The organism is Streptomyces sp. BB1-1-1 (assembly GCF_031597775.1).
GTDB classification, from domain to species: Bacteria; Actinomycetota; Actinomycetes; order Streptomycetales; family Streptomycetaceae; genus Streptomyces; species Streptomyces thinghirensis.
The window spans coordinates 2878402-2896966 of sequence record NZ_CP134203.1 but is presented as its reverse complement, the minus strand read 5'-3'; the positions used below and the strand labels follow the sequence as shown (position 1 = coordinate 2896966).

The window sequence follows — 18565 nt, the reverse complement described above, 5'->3', positions numbered from 1 at the left end:
GGCGGGGTCAGGTCAGGGAAAGGGGCGGCCGGTGATGACCGCCGTCAGGGTCGTGCCCCGCGGGAAGGCGCCCTCCTCGGTGAGAACGAGCAGGGCGTGGAGCATCTTGGCGACGTAGACGCGTTCCACGGGGAGGCCGTGGCGGTGTTCGAAGTCCTCGGCGAAGGAGTCGAGCTCGGGAGTGGTGCGGGCGTAGCCGCCGCAGTGGAAGCGGTCGTCGAGGCTCCAGGCGCCGCGGAGCCCGCCGAAGGCACGCGTCTGGAGCCGCCGTATGTCGTCGGCCAGGAAGCCGCCCTTGAGGACGGGTATCCCGAGCGACCGGCGGCCCGACGGGAGGCCGGCGGCCAGCCCGGCGAGCGTGCCGCCGGTGCCGCAGGCGAGCGCGACCACGTCGGCGTGCTCGCCCAGTTCCTCGCCGAGGGCCCGGCAGCCGCGCACGGCCTCCGCGTTGCTGCCGCCCTCGGGGACGACGACCGCGTCCTCGGCGTCCACGGCGCTCAGCAGGGCCGCCAGGGTCTCCGGCTCGGTCTTGCGGCGGTACGTCGAGCGGTCGACGAAGTGCAGCCGCATGCCGTCGGCCGCGCACCGGGCCAGCGAGGCGTTGAGCGGCCGGCCGGCCAGTTCCTGACCGCGCACCACGCCCACCGTGGACAGGCCGAGCAGCCGGCCGGCGGCGGCCGTGGCGCGCAGGTGGTTGGAGTAGGCGCCGCCGAACGTGACGACGGTACGACCGTCGGCCATGGCGAGATTCGGTGCGAGTTTGCGCCATTTGTTGCCGACCAGCTCGGGGTGGACGAGATCGTCCCGCTTCAGCAGCAAGCGGACACCGCGACGGTCGAACCGCTCGTCGGCGGCCTCCTGCAGGGGAGAGGGCAGGCGGGGGCCCAGGGCGGCGAGGTCGCGGGTGTCGGTGCCGGTCACCCCGCCATTGTCCCGCCGCCGCGCGCGGCGGACACGTCACTTCAGCCGGTCCCGGATCCGCCCACGCATCGACGCCATGGTGAAACCGCGCGGGTCCACCTTCCCCGGCTGCCATTCGAGGTGGCCGATGACGGATCGTTCGTTCCACCCGTGGTGCCGGCAGACCGCGGCGGCGGCCCGCTCGATCGCCTCCAGCTGTGCCGCCGGCCAGGGATCGGCGCCGTCGCCCAGATTCTCGCACTCGAAGCCGTAGAAGTGGCGGTTACCGTCCGTGTTCGACTCGTTGTCCCGGGGCAGTCCCTTCTCGGCGATCACCGCGCGCAGGACGTCGTCGTCGCCGAGCCCGGCGTGGTTGGCCCGGCCGTACCCGACCAGGTGGACCTTGCCGTCCTTGGTGATGACCCCGTGGCACAGCGGTCCCGGCAGGCCCTCGTAACCCTTGCGGCAGATCTCCACGGTCCGCGCGCTGCCCTTGGTGACCGTGTGGTGGATCATCACGCCGTGCACCGGCCCCCAGGGACCCTTGTGGTTGCGGTTGTGGTCCCGCCAGTCGCCGACCTGGACGACGGTGAGGCCCTCCGCCTTCAGTGCCTTGAGGAAACTGCTCGCGGACATGGGTGAGGCCACGGCCGGCTCCTTCACGCTGCGCGACGACCGCCCGACGCGACCGCCTCGTACGGTGCTTGTACCGAAACGGAGCGCTCCCTGGTACTTGTTCGGTCCGTGTGCGATCCGATCCGGACAATCTCGTCCCGGACAGCAGCGCTGAACAGGGCGGGACAAGACGCCGAGAAACCGAAGAAGCACCCATGCCTGCCCCGGCCGGAGGTGATCCATTCCCGCTCTTTCGGGTAATAGCACCGGCACGCTCCGTGAGGAAGGCTGGTCCACGCACATCGATGCCGGGCGTAGCCGTCCGGCATGACCGGGAGGGCAATTCCTTATGTCGGTAGGCGAAGAGGTCCGCACCGAGCAGGCCAGGCCGCAGCAGAGCCTCGGCACGGCGGCCGCGCGGAACCTGGCCACCACGACCAAGTCCGTTCCTCAGATGCAGGAGATCAGCTCCCGCTGGCTGCTGCGCACGCTCCCATGGGTGGACATCCAGGGCGGCACGTACCGGGTGAACCGGCGCATGACCTTCGCCGTCGGCGACGGCCGGGTGACGTTCGTGAAGACCGGCGACCGGGTCGAGGTCATCCCCGCCGAACTGGGCGAGCTGCCGGCCCTGCGGTCGTACGAGGACGAGGAGGTGCTCGCGGAACTCGCGCAACGCTGTGAGCAGCGCGAATTCGGCCCCGGCGAGGTCATCGCCTCGTTCGGCGGCCAGGCCGACGAGGTCTACCTGCTGGCCCACGGCAAGGTGGAGAAGGTCGGCACCGGCCCCTACGGCGACGACGCGGTGCTCGGCGTCCTGGCCGACGGGTCCTACTTCGGCGACCAGGCGCTGCTCGACGGGGACGCCATCTGGGAGTACACCGCCCGCACGGTCACCGCCTGCACGGTGCTGGTGCTGCCCCGTCAGGAGGTGGAGCAGGTCGCGGAGCGCGCCGAATCCCTGCGCACGCACCTGGAGGAGCGGCGCTCGATCCCCCAGCAGCGCACCAACAAGCAGGGCGAGAAGGCCATCGACCTCTCCGCCGGCCACAGCGGCGAGCCGGACATCCCGCACACCTTCGTCGACTACGAGGCCCGGCCCCGTGAGTACGAACTGAGCGTCGCCCAGACCGTGCTGCGCATCCACTCGCGCGTGGCCGACCTCTACAACCAGCCGATGAACCAGACCGAGCAGCAGCTCCGGCTGACCGTCGAGGCGCTGAAGGAGCGTCAGGAGCACGAGCTCGTCAACAACCGCGAGTTCGGCCTCCTGCACAACTGCGAGTACGACCAGCGGATCCAGCCGCACGACGGCGTGCCCGGTCCGGACGACCTGGACGAGCTGCTCAGCCGCCGGCGCGGCACCAAGCTGCTCCTCGCCCACCCGCGTGCGATCGCCGCGATCGGACGCGAGCTCAACAGGCGCGGACTCGTCCCCGAGACCATCGACATCGCGGGCAACCGCATCCCGACCTGGCGCGGTGTGCCGATCTACCCGTGCAACAAGATCCCGGTCACCGAGGCCCGTACGTCCTCGATCATCGCGATGCGTACCGGCGAGCAGGACCAGGGCGTCATCGGTCTGCGCGCCACCGGCATCCCGGACGAGATCGAGCCGAGTCTGTCGGCGCGCTTCATGGGCATCAACGAGCAGGCCATCATCAAGTACCTGGTCACGGCCTACTACTCGGCCGCCGTCCTCGTACCGGACGCGCTCGGCGTGCTGGAGAACGTCGAGATCGGCCGCTGGCAGTGACGCCAGTCTCCCGAACGCCGTGTTCCCGCCCTCCCGGGCGGGTACACCCCGGGGGTACGGAGGCGGGCGTATGGGGGAGGTGAGTCCATGACGGAGGCTCGGCACGGCGCCGCCGATACGCGTCGCCCCACCGGAACGCTGGAAAGGCACGGGCCCATCGGCACACAGCGGGAGAAGGAGCCGGGGACGTCGCCCGACGGGCAGGGGCCGGCGGGGGCCGACGGACACGAGGCGGCCGTGCTCCTGCGTGAGTCCCGGGCGTCGGTCGACCCCGAACTGCGGTCCGCCATCGCGTCCCTGCCCGCCTCGATGCGCCGGATCGCGCTCTACCACTTCGGCTGGCAGCACGCGGACGGCACGCCCGCGGCGGGCAACGCGGGCAAGGCGATCCGCCCCGCGCTCGTCCTCACCTCGGCCGCCGCGCTCGGCGGGCCCGGGGCCCGGACGGCGGCGGCGCGGGCCGCGGCGGCGGTGGAACTGGTTCACAACTTCACGTTGCTGCACGACGACGTGATGGACCGTGACGCCACCCGGCGCCACCGGCCGACCGCGTGGACCGTGTTCGGCGACGCCGACGCGATCCTCGCGGGGGACGCCCTCCAGGCACTCGCCCTGCGGCTGCTCGCCGCCGACCCGCACCCGGCGTCCGCGGCGGCGGCCGCCCGGCTCGCCGACTGCGTCGTCGAACTGTGCGAGGGGCAGCACGCGGACACGGCGATGGAGCGGCGCGCCCCGGGCGAGGTCACTCTCGACGAGACGCTCGCCATGGCCGAGGCCAAGACGGGCGCCCTGCTGGGATGCGCCTGCGCACTCGGCGCGCTGTACGCGGGGGCCGCCGCCGAGGACGTCGAGGCACTGGACGCCTTCGGCCGCGAGGCGGGCCTCGCCTTCCAGCTCATCGACGACGTCATCGGCATATGGGGCGACCCGCGCCGTACCGGCAAGCCGGCCGGCGCGGACCTGGCCGCCCGCAAGAAGTCGCTGCCCGTGGTCGCGGCCCTGACCTCCGGCACCCCGGCCGCCGCCGAGCTCGCCGAGTTGTACGCGGCGCCGTACGACGAGGGCAAGGAGGACCTGGAGCGCGCCGCACTGGCCGTGGAGCGGGCGGGCGGCCGGGACTGGGCACAGGCCCAGGCGGCCGACCGGATGGCGAGGGCCATGCAGGAACTGGCCCGCGCCGTGCCCGACCCGGAGGCGGCGGGCGGCCTCCTCGCGCTGGCCGAGTTCGTGACCCGGCGCAGCACCTGACGGTTACCCGGGCCGCATCGGCGGCCGCGCGGCTACCGGCGACCGGCGATCACCGCTCAGTGACCGGTGGCCGCGAAGCAAGACCCCGGAGCCCGTGCCGGGCCGTACGGACCTGACCGACGTACGGCCGCACCGCCGAGGGCTCCGGTCCGGCGGGCCCCGCACTTCCCCACGGTGTGCGGGGCCCGCCCCCTTTTCCTTTCCGGCGCACGACCGGGAGCACCGCCCATCGGCCGAGGAACCCAGCGGCTAGGCTCAACCGCCGTACGCACGGACGGTGTTGAGTCGAAAGGGTGGGCGGGACATGGGTGTGGTGATCCGGACGGCGGGGGAGGGCGACCGGGAGCTGGTCGTGCGGCTGCTGGACGAGGCCTTCCAGGACGATCCGGTGAGCAGCTGGGTGTTTCCCGATGCGGAGTACCGCCGCCGGACCCACCACCGGCTCATGGCGGCCTTCACCGACGCCGTGCTCGCCGACGGGCGTATCGATCTCACCGAGGACGGCGCGGCCTGCGCGCTGTGGCTGCCCGTGCCGGCGGACGGGCAGACCGGCGACGAGTCCGGCGAGGATCACCGCGAGGGTGCCGACGACGGCCCCGCCCAGGTGCGGGAGGCCGTCGACCCGGAGAACGAGCGCGTGGAACTGATAGCCCGGCTGACGGACGATATCCACCCCTCCGGCCGGGCCCACGAGTATCTGTGGATGATCGGCGTCACCCCCGGACGGCAGGGCGAGGGCCTGGGCACCGCGCTCGTCGAGTCGGTCCTCGACCGCTGCGACCGCGAGGGGCTGCCCGCCTACCTGGAGGCCAGCAGCGCCCGCGGCCGGCGGCTGTACGAACGTCTCGGCTTCGAGTTCACCGGCCGCGCCCTCGACCTGCCGGACGGCCCGCGGATGTGGCCGATGTGGCGCGAGCCGCGGCCGCCGGCTACCGCCTGACCGCCGCCCGCTGCTCCGAGAATCGAAAACTCACGCGGGATCGAAAACTCACTTGAACCACTACGCATGGAGTACTATAACTGGAGTGGTTGAAACGAAGGAGACCGGTTTGCGCAAGCTCACGTACTTCATCGCCTGCTCGATCGACGGCTTCATCGGCGGCCCGGACGGCGACGCGTCCTTCATGGTGCCGTTCGTCGACGAGGAGTTCCTCGAGTTCCTGAAGTCGGAGTATCCGGAGACGCTGCCGACCCCCGGCCGCCGGCACCTCGGGATCGACGACCTGCCGAACAAGCGGTTCGACACGATCGTCCAGGGCAGGAGCAGCTACGACCTGGCCCTGAAGGAGGGCATCACCAGCCCGTACGCCCATCTGCGTGAGTACGTCGCCTCGCGCACGCTCACGGAGTCGCCCGACCCGAACGTCGAGATCATCCCGGCGGACCTGGTCGGCACGGTCCGCGAACTGAAGGCGGAGGACAGCGCCTTCGGCATCTACCTGTGCGGCGGATCGGTCGTCGCCGGCGAGCTGATCGACGAGATCGACGAGCTGGTCATCAAGACCTACCCGGTGGTGCTGGGCACGGGCATGCCGATGTTCGGCTCCGGGTTCCAGGTCTCGGAGTTCGTCCAGGAGTCGGTGCGGGCCTTCGGCAACGGCGCCGTGGTCCGGACGTACAGCAGGAAGCGCTGAGCCGTCACCCGCTCTACGCTGGGAGCATGCGGTGGTCCGGCCCGCCGGCCACGGGAATGCCGAAGGGGCCCGGCCGCGATGGCGGCCGGGCCCCTCGGGGCTGTTCCGTGGGCCTGCGATGGTGCACCGATCGCCGGCTCCCGAGTGCTGACCGGGCGTCAGGCCTTCTTGGTCTCCCAGAAGATCTTGTCGATCTGGGCGATGTAGTCCAGGGCCTTCTGGCCGGTCGCCGGGTCGGTCGAGCCCTTGGCGGCCGAGAGGGCCTTCAGGGTGTCGTTGACCAGCTGGTGCAGCTCCGGGTACTTCTCGAAGTGCGGGGGCTTGAAGTAGTCGCTCCACAGCACGGACACGTGGTGCTTCGCGAGCTCGGCGCGCTGCTCCTTGATGACCGTGGCGCGGGCCTGGAAGTGCGGGTCGTCGTTGCCGGCCATCTTTTCCTGGACGGCCTTCACCGACTCCGCCTCGATGCGGGCCTGGGCCGGGTCGTACACGCCGCAGGGCAGGTCGCAGTGGGCGCTGACCGTGACCTTGGGGGCAAACAGGCGGGAAAGCATGGAGCGTTCCTTCCTCGTGATCGTCTTCTCAGGGGGGACATTACTCCCTGGGAGGCCCGTTTTCGCGAGTGCCCCCGTGGGCTTAGGACAAAAGTCCGGGGTGAGACTGAGACTGGTGGAGGAAAGACCGGGGAGGTGCCGGGTCATGCCGGAGCAGCTGTCGCAGGAGACCGAACGCGCGAGAGGGACGTTGCCCTTCGGACCGGCCGAGGTGACCGGGCCGTCGATGGTGCCCACGCTGCACCACGGGGACGTACTCCTGGTGCACTGGGGAGCCAGGGTCAGGCCCGGTGACGTGGTCGTCCTGCGGCACCCCTTCCAGCAGGACCTGCTCGTGGTCAAGCGGGCCGTCGAGCGGCGCGGGGCCGGCTGGTGGGTGCTCGGGGACAACGCGTTCGCCGGCGGGGACAGCACCGACTACGGGGCCGTCCCCCAGGAGCTCGTGCTCGGCAGGGCGCGGCTGCGGTACCGGCCGCTGAGGCCGGGTCAGCGCTCGCCGTTCGCCGTGGTCCGCTGGGCGCTGTCGGCGCTCAGGCCGGTGCTGACCGACCGGTCCGCCGCCAGGCGCTTGCGGGCGCGGTAGGCCGCCACGTTGGCGCGGGTGGCGCAGCGGTCCGAGCAGTAGCGCCGGGAGCGGTTGGTGGAGGTGTCCAGGTAGGCGTTGCGGCAGGGGGCCGCCTCGCACAGGCCCAGGCGGTCCACGCCGTACTCGGTGAGGTGGAAGGCCAGCCCCATCGCCGCGATGGCGGCGAAACCGGCGGTCGCGTTGGACGGGTGGTCCGCCAGGTGCATGTGCCACAGCGGGCTGCCGTCGTCGTCGCGGTGGTCGTGCCCGGAGATCTGCGGGCTCACCGGGAACTCCAGCAGGAGCGAGTTCAGGAGGTCCACGGCGAGGGTCTCGTCGCCGCCGTCGGCCGCCTCGAAGACCGCGCGCAACCGTCCCCGGACCGAACGGAACCGGGTCACGTCGGCGTCCGTGGCGCGCCGGCCCGCCGACTGGTTGGCGCCGAAGAGCTCGCGGACGGCCTCCACCGAGGTCAGTGAGTCCTGTCCCCGGGCCGGTTCCTCGGTGTTGACGAGGCGTACGGCGTAATCCGAGTAATAGGCCAGTTCCACTTGTAGTCCTTACGAAGGGGCTCTATGGTCGTGCCTGCGATCAGGTAACAGCTGATCGTGGTTCCAGGGTATTACGTACGCATGCGATGGAGGGGCTCGATGACGGACGCGGAGACCACCACTACCACCACGCCCGCCGCCGACTGGCACGCCTGGCAGGTCAGCTGGGACCGGCAGCAGGAGTGGTACATGCCGGACCGCGAGGAACGCTTCCGGACCATGCTGGACATGGTCGAGGCCCTGGTCGGCCGCGCACCGCGCGTGCTCGACCTGGCCTGCGGCACCGGGACCATCACGGCCCGGCTGCTCGAACGGTTCCCGGAGGCCACCAGCACCGGCGTGGACCTCGACCCGGCGCTCCTCGCCATCGCCGAGGGCACCTTCGCGGGCGACGAACGGGTCTCCCTGGTCACCGCCGACCTCAAGGACCCCGACTGGACGGCGCGGCTGCCGTACGACTCCTACGACGCCGTCCTGACCGCCACGGCCCTGCACTGGTTCCACGCCGAACCCCTCGCGGCCCTCTACGGTCGGGTCGCGGATCTGGTCCGCGACGGCGGTGTCTTCATGAACGCGGACCACATGATCGACGAGACGACGCCGCGGATCAACGCGGCCGAGCGCGCCCAGCGGCACGCGCAGATGGAGAGGGCCAAGCGCGACGGCGCGCTCGACTGGGCCGAATGGTGGCAGCTCGCCGCCAAGGACCCGGTCCTCGCCGGACCCACGGCCCGCCGCTTCGAGATCTACGGGGAGCACGCCGACGGCGACATGCCCTCGGCGGCGTGGCACGCGCGCGTGCTGCGCGAGAAGGGCTTCGGCGAGGTGCGGCCGGTGTGGTGCTCGCCGTCGGACACCTTGCTGCTGGCGCTGAAGTAGCGGCCAACGCGGGGAGGGGCGGTACGGGTCACCCGCACCGCCCCTCCCCGCGACCACCCCTGTCAGAGGCTCTTCGATCAGAGAACCTTGGACAGGAACGCCTTCGTCCGCTCGTGCTGCGGGTCGGTCAGGACGTCGCGCGGATTGCCCGACTCGACCACCACGCCGTCGTCCATGAAGACCAGGCTGTCGCCGACCTCGCGGGCGAAGCCCATCTCGTGGGTGACGACGACCATCGTCATACCGGACTCGGCGAGGTCGCGCATGACGTCGAGGACATCGCCGACCAGCTCCGGGTCGAGAGCCGAGGTCGGCTCGTCGAACAGCATCAGCTTCGGGTCCATGGCGAGGGCCCGCGCGATGGCGACGCGCTGCTGCTGGCCGCCGGAGAGCTGCGAGGGGTAGTTGCCGGCCTTGTCGCCCAGGCCCACGCGCTCCAGGAGCTGGCGCGCGCGGTCCCTGGCCTGGGCCTTGCTCACGCCCTTGACCTGGACCGGCGCCTCCATGACGTTCTCCAGCGCCGTCATGTGCGGGAACAGGTTGAAGCGCTGGAAGACCATGCCGATGTCCCGGCGCTTGACCGCGACCTCGCTGTCCTTCAGCTCGTAGAGCTTGTCGCCCTTCTGGCGGTAGCCGACCAGTTGGCCGTCGACGTACAGCCGCCCGGCGTTGATCTTCTCCAGGTGGTTGATGCAGCGCAGGAAGGTCGACTTGCCCGAGCCCGAGGGGCCGATGAGGCAGAACACCTCACCCTGCTTCACCTCCAGGTCGATGCCCTTGAGGACCTCGACCGCGCCGAAGGACTTGTGGACGCCTTCGGCCTTGACCATGGCGGTCATGCCGCACCTCCCGTCGTGCTGGAGCGGTTCGACAGGGACAGCAGGTTCGCCCTGATCTTCTGCATCGGGGTCGCCGGCAGGCTGCGGCTGGAGCCGCGGGCGTAGTAGCGCTCCAGGTAGTACTGGCCGACGCTGAAGACCGAGGTCAGCAGCAGGTACCAGGCCGCCGCCAGGAACAGCATCTCGGCCGGGGCGCCGGAGGTCTGGCCGATGTCCTGGGCGACCCTGAACAACTCGGCGTACTGGACGACCGACACCAGTGAGGTCGTCTTCAGCATGTTGATGACCTCGTTGCCCGTCGGCGGCACGATCACGCGCATCGCCTGCGGCACCACGATCCGGCGCAGCGTCTTGGTGTGGCTCATGCCGAGCGCGTGCGCCGCCTCCGTCTGGCCCTCGTCGACCGCGAGCAGACCGGCGCGGCAGATCTCCGCCATGTACGCGGCCTCGTTCAGACCGAGACCGAGCAGCGCCGTCAGGAACGGCGTCATGAAGTCCGACCACTCGTCGCGGTAGAACGGGCCGAGGTTGATGTACTCGAAGACCAGGCCGAGGTTGAACCAGACGACCAGCTGCACCAGGACGGGCGTGCCGCGGAAGAACCAGATGTAGAACCACGCGATGGACGAGGTCACCGGGTTCTTCGACAGCCGCATCACGGCGAGCATGATGCCGCCGAAGACGCCGATCAGCATCGCCAGGACGGTGATCAGGAGCGTCTTGCCCATGCCCGTCAGGATGCGGTCGTCGAAGAAGTAGTCCGGGATCGCAGCCCAGTTGATCTTGCCCTGGGAGAACGCGTAGACGACGGCGGCCAGCAGCGCGATCGCGACGACCGCGGATACGTACCGCCCGTAGTGCCGGACCGGGATGGCCTTGATGGCCTCCGGTCCGGCCGGCGGGGTGTCGGCCGGGCCGCCCGCCGTCTTGTCGATGTCAACAGTCACGGATGTTGCCTTTCAGTGCCCGCCGCGCGGTCACTTGCCGCCGTTGATGGTGGCCTCCGTGACGGCACCTTCCGCCACGCCCCACTTGTCGAGGACCTTCTTGTACTCACCGTTGGCGATCACCGCGTCCAGCGCCGCCTTCAGGGCGTCCCGCAGCTGCGTGTTGTCCTTGGCGACCGCGATGCCGTACGGCGCGGCCTCGACCTGCTCGCCGACGATCTGGAAGTCCTTGCCGCCGCCCGAGGTCTTCACCGCGTACGCGGCGACCGGGAAGTCGGAGGAACCGGCGTCGGCGCCGCCCGCGCGCAGGCGGGTCTGGGCCTGCTGGTCGTTGTCGAAGGCCTCCATGGAGATCTTCTTGCCGGCCGGGCACTTCTCGTTCTCGGCCTTGGCGAGGTCCTCGGAGACCGTGCCGCGCTGCAGCACGAGCTTCTTGCCGCACAGGTCGGACCAGGTCTTGATGCCCTGGTCGTCGCCCTTCTTGGTGTAGATCGAGACACCGGCGGTGAAGTAGTCCACGAAGTCGACGCCCTGGCCGACCTTCTTGCCGGTGTCCGAGTCGATGCCCTCCTGGCGGTCCTTGGTGTCGGTCATCGCGGACATGGCGATGTCGTACCGCTTGGAGCGCAGACCGGTGATCAGGGTGTCGAAGGTGCCGTTCTCGAACTCGAACTTCACGCCGAGCTGCTTGCCCATGGCGTCCGCGAGGTCCGGGTCGATGCCGACCGTCTCGCCGGACTTGTCCTTGAACTCGACCGGGGCGTAGGCGATGTCGGAGCCGACCTTGATGACGCCCTTGTCGCGGACGGACTGGGGCAGCTTGTCGGCCAGCGGGGCGCCCGCCGCGGACTGGTTGTCGCTGCCGCCGGAGTCGCTGTTCTCGGTCTGGTCGCCGCATCCGGTGAGCAGCAGGGCGCCTGCGACCGCGATCGCACCGACCGCTGCTAGCCGGGAGTGCGCGGCGGTCGTACGACGGGTGGAGCTTGCGGTCATGGTGGTTCCTCCGGCGGATGAAAGGAGATGCCGATGGGGACGGTGGAGTTCCGGTAAGACGGGACGCCGACCGGGGGACCGGCAGGCGCGGTGGGTCGACGAGAGCACACGCCTTCGAGTGTCGCGACCTCGTGTGATTACGGCATCTTGCCATTCGGACTCGGCCATTCAGGGGGGACGTCATGTCAAAATCGGATAACGGGTGACCCCCCGAACCGCACCAGGTCGGTACATCACGACCGAACCTTTACGGGAATCCGCCCTTCCGGCCGAAAGATCTTCGGCATTCCTCGGTATACGGGCACGGTTCGGTGGCGTGCGCGGCTGTTGAAAGCCCGTTCTCCGGGCCTGTCAAGGGCTGAGGGGAAGTTGTCCGGATCCCCGGGTATGAGCCATGTCACCGGCATGCGGCGTCCGAGGTCCGACATGTGAGCTTGCCCTTATCGGACTCGTCGCGGTGGGTGTCCGTCGGGTAAGAAGGTTCTTTACACCCCTCATCAGGGGCTCAGGGCGCGTGTGCGGCGCGCCCGTCGCGCAGGGCCCACGTGGTCCCAACGGCCATCCTCCTGCGCGGTGCCCGCCCATTCCTCACCAGGAGTGGACAAACCCTCAAACCATGAACTCTTAAGGGGTAAGACAAAGTGGCAGCGGAGATCGTCAATCCTCGCAGCGACAGCGACGCCAGTACGGAGCAGGAGGCGGGCGCCGAGCCCCTCGACTCCTTCGACCCCGCGTTCGCGCTGCACCGCGGCGGCAAGATGGCCGTGCAGGCCACCGTGCCGGTCCGCGACAAGGACGACCTGTCCCTGGCGTACACGCCCGGCGTCGCGAAAGTGTGCAGCGCGATCGCCGAGCAGCCCGACCTCGTCCACGACTACACCTGGAAGTCGTCGGTCGTGGCGGTCGTGACGGACGGTACGGCCGTTCTGGGCCTCGGGGACATCGGGCCCGAAGCCTCCCTTCCGGTGATGGAGGGGAAGGCGATCCTGTTCAAGCAGTTCGGCGGTGTGGACGCGGTCCCGATCGCGCTCGACTGCACGGACGCCGACGAGATCGTCGAGACGGTGGTGCGGCTCGCGCCCTCCTTCGGCGGCGTGAACCTGGAGGACATCTCGGCGCCGAGGTGCTTCGAGATCGAGCGCAAGCTCCAGGAGCGCCTCGACATCCCGGTCTTCCACGACGACCAGCACGGCACGGCGGTCGTGACGCTGGCGGCACTGCGGAACGCGGCGCGGCTGAGCGGGCGGACGCTGGGCGAGCTGCGTGCCGTGATCTCGGGCGCGGGCGCGGCCGGTGTCGCCATCGCCAAGATGCTGGTCGAGGCCGGCATCGGGGACGTCGCGGTCGCCGACCGCAAGGGTGTCGTCTCCGCCGACCGGGACGACCTGACCCCGGTCAAGCGGGAAGTGGCCTCCTTCACCAACAAGGCGGGGCTGTCCGGCTCCCTGGAGGCCGCCCTGTCCGGCGCCGACGTCTTCATCGGCGTCTCCGGCGGTACGGTGCCGGAGCCGGCGGTCGCCTCGATGGCGAAGGGCGCCTTCGTCTTCGCGATGGCCAACCCGAACCCCGAGGTGCACCCGGAGGTCGCCCACAAGTACGCGGCGGTCGTCGCGACGGGGCGCTCGGACTTCCCGAACCAGATCAACAACGTGCTGGCGTTCCCGGGCATCTTCGCGGGCGCGCTGCAGGTGCGGGCGTCCCGGATCACCGAGGGCATGAAGCTCGCGGCGGCGGAGGCGCTGGCCTCCGTGGTGGGGGACGACCTCGCCGCGGACTACGTCATCCCGTCGCCCTTCGACGAGCGGGTCGCGCCGGCGGTTACGGCTGCGGTGGCGGCGGCGGCTCGGGCGGAAGGGGTCGCGCGCCGGTGACGGTGGGAGCGTCGCGCCGGTGACGGTGGGAATGTCGCGCCGGTGACGGTGTGATGCGGTGTGTGGTGTGCGGCCTCGTCCTTGGTGGGCGGGGCCGTTCGCTTTTCGGGTGGGCGGCGTTGGTGTCGGGCGGGGGTGGGTGCGCGGCCCGGCGTTGCGGGGTGCCGCTGCGCCCACCCGTGCCGCCCCAGCGGCACGACTGCCCGCAGCTACGCGGCACGACTGCCCGCAGCTGGGGCGGCATGATTGCTCGCAGCGGGGCGGGGCGGTGGCAAGAGGGTGTGTGTCACAGGGCGTCGTGGTTCCGGTTGGCGGGTCGGGAACCTATCGTCAAGGTCATGTTCGCTGTCTATGCCGCCCGAATCGACCGCGACCAGCCGCTGACCGGCCTGGAGTTGGGAGAGCGTCCCGCTCCCGAGGCCCGGCCCGGCTGGAGTGTCGTCGATGTCAGGGCCGCCTCCCTCAACCACCACGACCTGTGGTCCCTGCGCGGCGTCGGCCTCCCGGAGGACCGGCTGCCGATGATCCTCGGCTGTGACGCCGCCGGTGTCGACGAGGACGGCAACGAGGTCGTCCTGCACTCCGTGATCGGTCAGACCGGTCATGGCGTCGGCCCGAAGGAGCCCCGCTCGATCCTCACGGAGCGCTACCAGGGGACGTTCGCCGAGCAGGTCGCCGTGCCGACCTGGAACATCCTGCCCAAGCCGAAGGAGCTCTCCTTCGAGGAGGCGGCCTGCCTGCCGACCGCCTGGCTGACGGCGTACCGGATGCTGTTCACCAACGCCGGGGTGCGTCCCGGTGACTCGGTGCTCGTCCAGGGCGCCGGCGGCGGGGTCGCCACGGCAGCGATCGTGCTCGGCAAGGCGGCGGGACTGCGGGTCTTCGCCACCAGCCGGGACGAGGCCAAGCGGAAGCGCGCCCTGGAGCTGGGCGCCGTGGAGGCCGTCGAGCCGGGCGCGCGGCTGCCGCAGCGGGTCGACGCCGTCATCGAGACCGTGGGCGCCGCGACCTGGTCCCACTCGGTGAAGTCGCTGCGTCCGGGGGGCACGCTCGTCATCTCCGGCGCCACCAGTGGCGACCGGCCCTCCCACGCCGAGCTGACCCGGGTCTTCTTCCTGGAGCTCAAGATCGTCGGCTCCACGATGGGCACCAAGGACGAGTTGGAGGACCTGCTCTCCTTCTGTGCCGCGACCGGTGTGCGTCCCGTCATCGACGAGGTGCTTCCGATGGACCGGGCCCGCGAGGGCTTCGAGCGGATGGCCTCCGGAGGGCAGTTCGGCAAGATCGTGCTCAGCGGCTCCTGACGCGTTCTCCGCGCCTCCGACACCCCGGATCGCGTCAACCACTGTTGACACGATCCGGGGTGTCAACCTATGTTGACACCATGAGTGAAGCAACCGATCTCGCCGCGCGTGCCGGTGATCGCGACCCCCGGGTCGGGCTGCGGGCCGTCGCCGCATTGCGGATGCTGCTGGAGCAGCTGGAGGCGGTGCAGGTGCGCAGCGCGCGCAATCAGGGGTGGTCGTGGCAGGAGATCGCCACGGAACTCGGAGTCAGCAGGCAGGCCGTGCACAAGAAGTACGGGAGGCATTGATGTTCGAGCGATTCACGAAGGATGCCCGGGCCGTGGTGCAGGGGGCGGTCGAGCACGCCGGAGGGGCGCGGGCGCGGACCGTCGACGCCGAGCACTTGCTGCTCGCCCTGCTGGACCGTGAGGGCAGCCGCGCCTCCTTCGCGCTGTCGGCGCTCGGGGCCGGCGAACGCAAGGACGCGGTACGGCAGGCCCTGGCGGAGGCACGGCGCCGGGCCGGGCTGACGCGGGCGGAGACCGATGCCCTCGCCGGTCTGGGGATCGACGTCTCCGAGATCGTCGCCCGGGTGGAGGAGGCCCATGGCGTCGGCGCGATGTCCGGCGAACGGACGGGCAGGCGTTGGTGGTCCGGGCAGCACCGCAGCTTCAGCAAGGGCGCCAAGGAGGTGCTGGAGCAGGCTCTGCGGGCCGCCGTCGCCCGGCGCGACCGGAGTATCGGGGACGAGCACATCCTGCTCGCCCTGACCGTCCGCCCCGGTGTGCCCGCCGAGGTGCTCGCCGACCACGGCGTGACCCACGAGTCGCTGACCAGGGTGCTGGGCGGCGGCACCGGTGAGGCCTGCGCCTGACGTGTGCGGCCTCCCCCCCCGGGCCAGGGCGTTTCGGCGGTGGGCCGGGGGTCTCGCGCCCGAGGGCTCAGGCCTTCGGCGTCCGCAGTATCGCCCCGATGTGCGCCGCCGCGGTCGACAGGTGGAGGCGGGCGTCGCGGAGCTGGTCGGCGGTGACGCCGTGGTCCCGGGCCGCGTCGCGGATGTCGTCCCGGAAGCGGTCGAGCAGCCGGTCGAGGTCACGAGCCGGATCGCCGGTGGCCTCCGCGGTGTCCTCGTGGGCCCAGGCCGGAGCGTAACCGGCCGGAAAGTCCTCGGGGGTGGCGGAGTACTCGGGCCGATGGGTGGGCTTGTCGGCGTCGGTGCGGCCGAAGCCCCAGTCCTTGCCGAACTCCTTTCCGAAGTCCTTCCCGAAGTCGCCGACCTCCTTGGCCAGTTCGCTCAGGCCCTCGCGCAGCCCCGTCGGCCAGTCGCCCCGCGCGAAGTGGTCCTGCACCTGTTCCTGGACCCGCTGGGCGATGCGCTGCACCTCCTCCTGTGCCTGCACCCGGGCCCGCTCCTGGGCCTCCTTGGCCTGGCGCCGGGCCCGCTGGGCCTCGTCCCGGGCGCGGCGGCTCTCGTCCTTCGCGCGGCGGGCCTGCTCCTTCCACTCCTGCTTGACGCGCCGCATCTCCTCCTTGGCGGCGCGCCAGGCCTCCTTGTCGTCGGTGTCCGCGGTGCCGGCGGCGGAGTCGCTCCCCTCGTCGTGCGCTCCCGGGCCGGCGCCCCGATGGGCCGCGCCGGCCGCGGCCCGCATCTCCCGGCGCAGATCGCCCGCGGCACCGCGCACGTCGGCCCGGATCTCGGCGGCGAGCTCGGCCACCGACTCCCGGATCTCCAGCTCCAGGTCGGCCAGTTCACCACTGCGGTCGGACAGCTCGGCGCGGCCGGCGTCCGTGATGGCGTACACCTTGCGGCCGCCTTCGGTGGTGTGGGTGACCAGGCCCTCGGCCTCCAGCTTGGCCAGGCGCGGGTACACCGTGCCCGCCGACGGCGCGTACAGCCCCTGGAAGCGCTCTTCGAGGAGCCGGATCACCTCGTAGCCGTGGCGCGGGGCCTCGTCCAGGAGCTTGAGGAGGTAGAGGCGGAGGCGGCCGTGGGCGAAGACGGGGGACATGTCAGAGCACCTTCTTGTCGGTCGTGCCGTCGGCCGGGGCGCCGGCGGCGCCGTGGTCCCGGCCGGAAGCGGAATTGTCCCCCGAGTCGTCCTGTACGCCGTCCGCCGGGCCGGTGCCCCGCGGCTCCCGCTCCCACGGTGTGTCCTCCGCCGCCGGACGGCGCAGCAGGGCGATCGAGCCGGAGACCGTCGTGGCCTTCAGGCGGCCGTTGCCCGCGCCGAGCCGGCCGGTGATCCGCTTGGCGCCCCACTGTCCGCCCACCCGGAGGTCCTCGAAGGCGCTGGAGACGGTGCCGCTGGCCGTGTTCGCCTCCACCTCCGCGTCGGCCGGCTGGGGCAGCCGGATGGCGATCTCGCCCGAGACGCTGGTCAGACTGATGTCGGTGGGCCCGCCGGCGGTGTCCAGGTCGACGATCATCGAACCGCTCACCGAGTCGGCCCGGACGGAGGAGCCCGCCTCGACCACCGTCAGGTCGCCGGAGACGGAATTGAAGCGCAGGTCTCCGGTGAGGGCCTGCGCCTCCACGCTCCCGGAGACGGTGTCGGCGCGGACCGGGCCCGCGAGGCCCACCAGTGTGGTGTCGCCGGAGACGCCCTTCACCTCGGCGCGCCCGTCGAGCCCGGAGACCACGGCCGCGGCGCTGACCACGCCCACCTCCACACGGGTGCCGGTCGGCACGGCCAGGGAGACCACCGCGCTGCGGCGCCAGCCCTTGCGGTCGAGCCACTTGAGGAAGCCCTTCCAGGGCAGGTCCTCGTAGGCCACCGTGAGAACGCCGTCCTGGTGGGTCACGACCAGGGGCGGTCCCTCGATCTCGGAGACCTCCAGGCGGGCGGAACCCTCGTCCGTGCCCACGACGTTCACTGTTCCATTGACGATGCGTACGTGGAGCTCGCTCACGGACTCGTCGAAGGTGAGTTTCCTGGGCTCCGCGACGGACCACTCGGACATGGTGAGACCTCCTCGACCGAACGCGCCATATCGCGTCCTCCGTGATTCACGATATATCGCGGGCACGGAAAGTCAAGACACCCGTTCTGGTGATCTACGATCGGCCGAAGGTGCTGAATTGCCCTAGCTTGAGAGCATGTCGACGGAAGAGTCCGTGTCAGATCCCGCTGCCGGTGCCCTGCTGCTGTGCCGCGCGGAGCCGGACTCCGTCGCCGCCGTCGCCCCGCTCCTGGGCGAACGCATGCCGCTGGTCCGGGCCGGCGAGGAGTGGAGCGTGCTCGTCCCGCGGGGCACGCCCTGGCGGCACGGCGACGAACCGGTCGACCGCGTGCTCACCGGCTGGGCCGCGGCCCTCGCCGTCGGCGCCCCGTGGCCCGTACTCGCCCTGTGGTGGGACGCCGACCGGGCGGGCTACACCCTCGCGTCCGGATTCCGCCGCCCCGTCGGCTACGTATGGCTCGGGGACGGCACCCCGGCCGGCGAGGACGAGGCCATGCGGACCTTCGCCGCCCGTCTCGGCCTGGACCCCGTCCTGGACGTCCAGTCGCTGGACCGGCTGACGAGGCCGGACCCCGAGGCCGACGCCCGTACCAGGCTGCGCGGACTGCTCGCGGTCCTCACGCGCGCGGGAGTCGCGCTCCCCGCCGGACTCGACCCCGGCCGACCCGCCGACCACCTTGGCGAGGCCGCCCGCGCCCTGCCCGACGCCCGGCGGACCGAGGCGCCCGCACGCCACCCCACCGCCGACGAGAGCCGCCTCGCCCCCTGGATGCCCTGGGTGGGCGGCCCCGGCGCCCGTGCCCTGGCCGTGGCCCAGGTGGCGGCCGGCCTGTCGCTCACCGCCTGGGGCCTGCGACGCCGCGCCGGCGGCTGGAGCGCGGCGGGGGCGCTGCTGGTCGCGCACGGCGCGCTCGGGCTGGCGTACGGGACGGCACGGCGTCCGTGACGGCCTCGGGGCGGCGGCGG

At 71.2% G+C, this 18565-nt stretch carries 20 protein-coding genes; 11 read left to right on the top strand and 9 right to left on the bottom strand.

The genetic code is table 11. From position 1 onward, the window contains the following. Window positions 1-12: 12 nt before the first annotated feature. Both RI578_RS13275 and RI578_RS13270 read right to left on the bottom strand, forming a co-directional pair. Window positions 13-921: a pyridoxal-phosphate dependent enzyme gene (locus RI578_RS13275; protein WP_310871280.1), complete on the bottom strand. Its 909-nt coding sequence runs from the start codon at window positions 919-921 to the stop codon at window positions 13-15. Between the two features lie 36 nt (window positions 922-957). Then, window positions 958-1536: an N-acetylmuramoyl-L-alanine amidase gene (locus tag RI578_RS13270; protein ID WP_310875753.1), complete on the bottom strand. Its 579-nt coding sequence runs from the start codon at window positions 1534-1536 to the stop codon at window positions 958-960. A gap of 328 nt (window positions 1537-1864) precedes the next feature. On the opposite strand from RI578_RS13270, the gene RI578_RS13265 reads away from it, so the two are divergent. The 4 genes from RI578_RS13265 to RI578_RS13250 all read left to right on the top strand — a co-directional run bounded on the left by RI578_RS13265 (window position 1865) and on the right by RI578_RS13250 (window position 6153). Continuing rightward, window positions 1865-3271, top strand: coding sequence for a family 2B encapsulin nanocompartment shell protein (locus RI578_RS13265; RefSeq protein WP_310871279.1), 1407 nt, complete (start codon window positions 1865-1867; stop codon window positions 3269-3271). Between the two features lie 87 nt (window positions 3272-3358). Further along, a complete protein-coding gene (locus RI578_RS13260; protein WP_310871278.1) occupies window positions 3359-4519 on the top strand; it encodes a family 2 encapsulin nanocompartment cargo protein polyprenyl transferase in 1161 nt (386 codons plus the stop codon). A gap of 304 nt (window positions 4520-4823) precedes the next feature. Then, window positions 4824-5459, top strand: a complete 636-nt coding sequence (locus tag RI578_RS13255; protein WP_310871277.1) for a GNAT family N-acetyltransferase — start codon at window positions 4824-4826, stop codon at window positions 5457-5459. Window positions 5460-5568: 109 nt separating this feature from the next. Further along, window positions 5569-6153, top strand: a complete 585-nt coding sequence (locus RI578_RS13250; RefSeq protein WP_310871276.1) for a dihydrofolate reductase family protein — start codon at window positions 5569-5571, stop codon at window positions 6151-6153. Between the two features lie 158 nt (window positions 6154-6311). Here the strand turns inward: RI578_RS13250 and sodN are convergent, their stop codons facing one another. After that, entirely contained in the window at window positions 6312-6707 is a 396-nt protein-coding gene (gene sodN / locus RI578_RS13245; protein WP_064729779.1) for a superoxide dismutase, Ni, read from the bottom strand. Between the two features lie 145 nt (window positions 6708-6852). Here sodN and sodX point away from each other — a divergent pair, with 145 nt between their 5' ends. Then, on the top strand, window positions 6853-7290 hold the full coding sequence (sodX, locus tag RI578_RS13240; protein WP_310871275.1) for a nickel-type superoxide dismutase maturation protease: 438 nt from the start codon (window positions 6853-6855) through the stop codon (window positions 7288-7290). On the opposite strand, the gene RI578_RS13235 is transcribed toward sodX, so the two are convergent. Beyond that, complete coding sequence (locus tag RI578_RS13235) at window positions 7194-7823, bottom strand: CGNR zinc finger domain-containing protein (protein WP_310871274.1); 630 nt, start codon at window positions 7821-7823, stop codon at window positions 7194-7196. The genes sodX and RI578_RS13235 overlap by 97 nt on opposite strands. 99 nt (window positions 7824-7922) lie before the next feature. On the opposite strand from RI578_RS13235, the gene RI578_RS13230 reads away from it, so the two are divergent. Continuing rightward, window positions 7923-8702: a class I SAM-dependent methyltransferase gene (locus tag RI578_RS13230; RefSeq protein ID WP_310871273.1), complete on the top strand. Its 780-nt coding sequence runs from the start codon at window positions 7923-7925 to the stop codon at window positions 8700-8702. 77 nt (window positions 8703-8779) lie between these two features. On the opposite strand, the gene RI578_RS13225 is transcribed toward RI578_RS13230, so the two are convergent. Genes RI578_RS13225 through RI578_RS13215 form a run of 3 tightly spaced genes read right to left on the bottom strand, consistent with a single transcriptional unit; the run spans window position 8780 to window position 11481 of the window. Further along, window positions 8780-9541 carry an amino acid ABC transporter ATP-binding protein gene (locus tag RI578_RS13225; RefSeq protein WP_121749160.1) on the bottom strand — a complete coding sequence of 254 codons (762 nt, stop codon included), beginning with the start codon at window positions 9539-9541 and terminating at the stop codon, window positions 8780-8782. Beyond that, window positions 9538-10488 carry an amino acid ABC transporter permease gene (locus RI578_RS13220; protein ID WP_310871272.1) on the bottom strand — a complete coding sequence of 317 codons (951 nt, stop codon included), beginning with the start codon at window positions 10486-10488 and terminating at the stop codon, window positions 9538-9540. The genes RI578_RS13225 and RI578_RS13220 overlap by 4 nt, the downstream gene beginning before the upstream one ends. A gap of 30 nt (window positions 10489-10518) precedes the next feature. Then, the gene (locus tag RI578_RS13215; protein ID WP_310871271.1) at window positions 10519-11481 is read right to left on the bottom strand and encodes an ABC transporter substrate-binding protein; all 963 of its coding nucleotides are present in this window, start codon (window positions 11479-11481) and stop codon (window positions 10519-10521) included. A gap of 641 nt (window positions 11482-12122) precedes the next feature. Between RI578_RS13215 and RI578_RS13210 the strand changes: the two genes are divergently transcribed. The 4 genes from RI578_RS13210 to RI578_RS13195 all read left to right on the top strand — a co-directional run bounded on the left by RI578_RS13210 (window position 12123) and on the right by RI578_RS13195 (window position 15512). Beyond that, window positions 12123-13352, top strand: coding sequence for an NADP-dependent malic enzyme (locus RI578_RS13210; RefSeq protein WP_121749164.1), 1230 nt, complete (start codon window positions 12123-12125; stop codon window positions 13350-13352). Window positions 13353-13690: 338 nt separating this feature from the next. Next, window positions 13691-14656, top strand: coding sequence for a zinc-binding dehydrogenase (locus tag RI578_RS13205; RefSeq protein WP_310871270.1), 966 nt, complete (start codon window positions 13691-13693; stop codon window positions 14654-14656). Window positions 14657-14736: 80 nt separating this feature from the next. After that, window positions 14737-14946, top strand: a complete 210-nt coding sequence (locus RI578_RS13200; protein ID WP_121749540.1) for a helix-turn-helix domain-containing protein — start codon at window positions 14737-14739, stop codon at window positions 14944-14946. Beyond that, a complete protein-coding gene (locus RI578_RS13195; protein ID WP_310871269.1) occupies window positions 14946-15512 on the top strand; it encodes a Clp protease N-terminal domain-containing protein in 567 nt (188 codons plus the stop codon). Before RI578_RS13200 ends, RI578_RS13195 begins: the two co-directional genes overlap by 1 nt. A 67-nt stretch (window positions 15513-15579) precedes the next feature. On the opposite strand, the gene RI578_RS13190 is transcribed toward RI578_RS13195, so the two are convergent. Both RI578_RS13190 and RI578_RS13185 read right to left on the bottom strand, forming a co-directional pair. After that, window positions 15580-16647, bottom strand: coding sequence for a helix-turn-helix transcriptional regulator (locus RI578_RS13190; protein ID WP_310871268.1), 1068 nt, complete (start codon window positions 16645-16647; stop codon window positions 15580-15582). 1 nt (window position 16648) lies between these two features. Continuing rightward, on the bottom strand, window positions 16649-17599 hold the full coding sequence (locus RI578_RS13185; protein WP_310871267.1) for a DUF4097 family beta strand repeat-containing protein: 951 nt from the start codon (window positions 17597-17599) through the stop codon (window positions 16649-16651). Window positions 17600-17735: 136 nt separating this feature from the next. Here RI578_RS13185 and RI578_RS13180 point away from each other — a divergent pair, with 136 nt between their 5' ends. After that, window positions 17736-18545, top strand: a complete 810-nt coding sequence (locus RI578_RS13180; RefSeq protein ID WP_310871266.1) for a hypothetical protein — start codon at window positions 17736-17738, stop codon at window positions 18543-18545. Window positions 18546-18565 lie beyond the last annotated feature (20 nt).

Bases quoted from the DNA above. Each gene is read 5' to 3' on its own strand.
- RI578_RS13200 (WP_121749540.1), top strand. From the start codon at position 14,737: ATGAGTGAAGCAACCGATCTCGCCGCGCGTGCCGGTGATCGCGACCCC.
- RI578_RS13190 (WP_310871268.1), bottom strand. From the start codon at position 16,647: ATGTCCCCCGTCTTCGCCCACGGCCGCCTCCGCCTCTACCTCCTCAAG.
- RI578_RS13260 (WP_310871278.1), top strand. From the start codon at position 3,359: ATGACGGAGGCTCGGCACGGCGCCGCCGATACGCGTCGCCCCACCGGA.
- sodN (WP_064729779.1), bottom strand. From the start codon at position 6,707: ATGCTTTCCCGCCTGTTTGCCCCCAAGGTCACGGTCAGCGCCCACTGC.
- RI578_RS13215 (WP_310871271.1), bottom strand. From the start codon at position 11,481: ATGACCGCAAGCTCCACCCGTCGTACGACCGCCGCGCACTCCCGGCTA.
- RI578_RS13185 (WP_310871267.1), bottom strand. From the start codon at position 17,599: ATGTCCGAGTGGTCCGTCGCGGAGCCCAGGAAACTCACCTTCGACGAG.
- RI578_RS13195 (WP_310871269.1), top strand. From the start codon at position 14,946: ATGTTCGAGCGATTCACGAAGGATGCCCGGGCCGTGGTGCAGGGGGCG.
- RI578_RS13255 (WP_310871277.1), top strand. From the start codon at position 4,824: ATGGGTGTGGTGATCCGGACGGCGGGGGAGGGCGACCGGGAGCTGGTC.
- sodX (WP_310871275.1), top strand. From the start codon at position 6,853: ATGCCGGAGCAGCTGTCGCAGGAGACCGAACGCGCGAGAGGGACGTTG.
- RI578_RS13180 (WP_310871266.1), top strand. From the start codon at position 17,736: ATGTCGACGGAAGAGTCCGTGTCAGATCCCGCTGCCGGTGCCCTGCTG.
- RI578_RS13205 (WP_310871270.1), top strand. From the start codon at position 13,691: ATGTTCGCTGTCTATGCCGCCCGAATCGACCGCGACCAGCCGCTGACC.
- RI578_RS13270 (WP_310875753.1), bottom strand. From the start codon at position 1,536: ATGTCCGCGAGCAGTTTCCTCAAGGCACTGAAGGCGGAGGGCCTCACC.
- RI578_RS13230 (WP_310871273.1), top strand. From the start codon at position 7,923: ATGACGGACGCGGAGACCACCACTACCACCACGCCCGCCGCCGACTGG.
- RI578_RS13225 (WP_121749160.1), bottom strand. From the start codon at position 9,541: ATGACCGCCATGGTCAAGGCCGAAGGCGTCCACAAGTCCTTCGGCGCG.
- RI578_RS13265 (WP_310871279.1), top strand. From the start codon at position 1,865: ATGTCGGTAGGCGAAGAGGTCCGCACCGAGCAGGCCAGGCCGCAGCAG.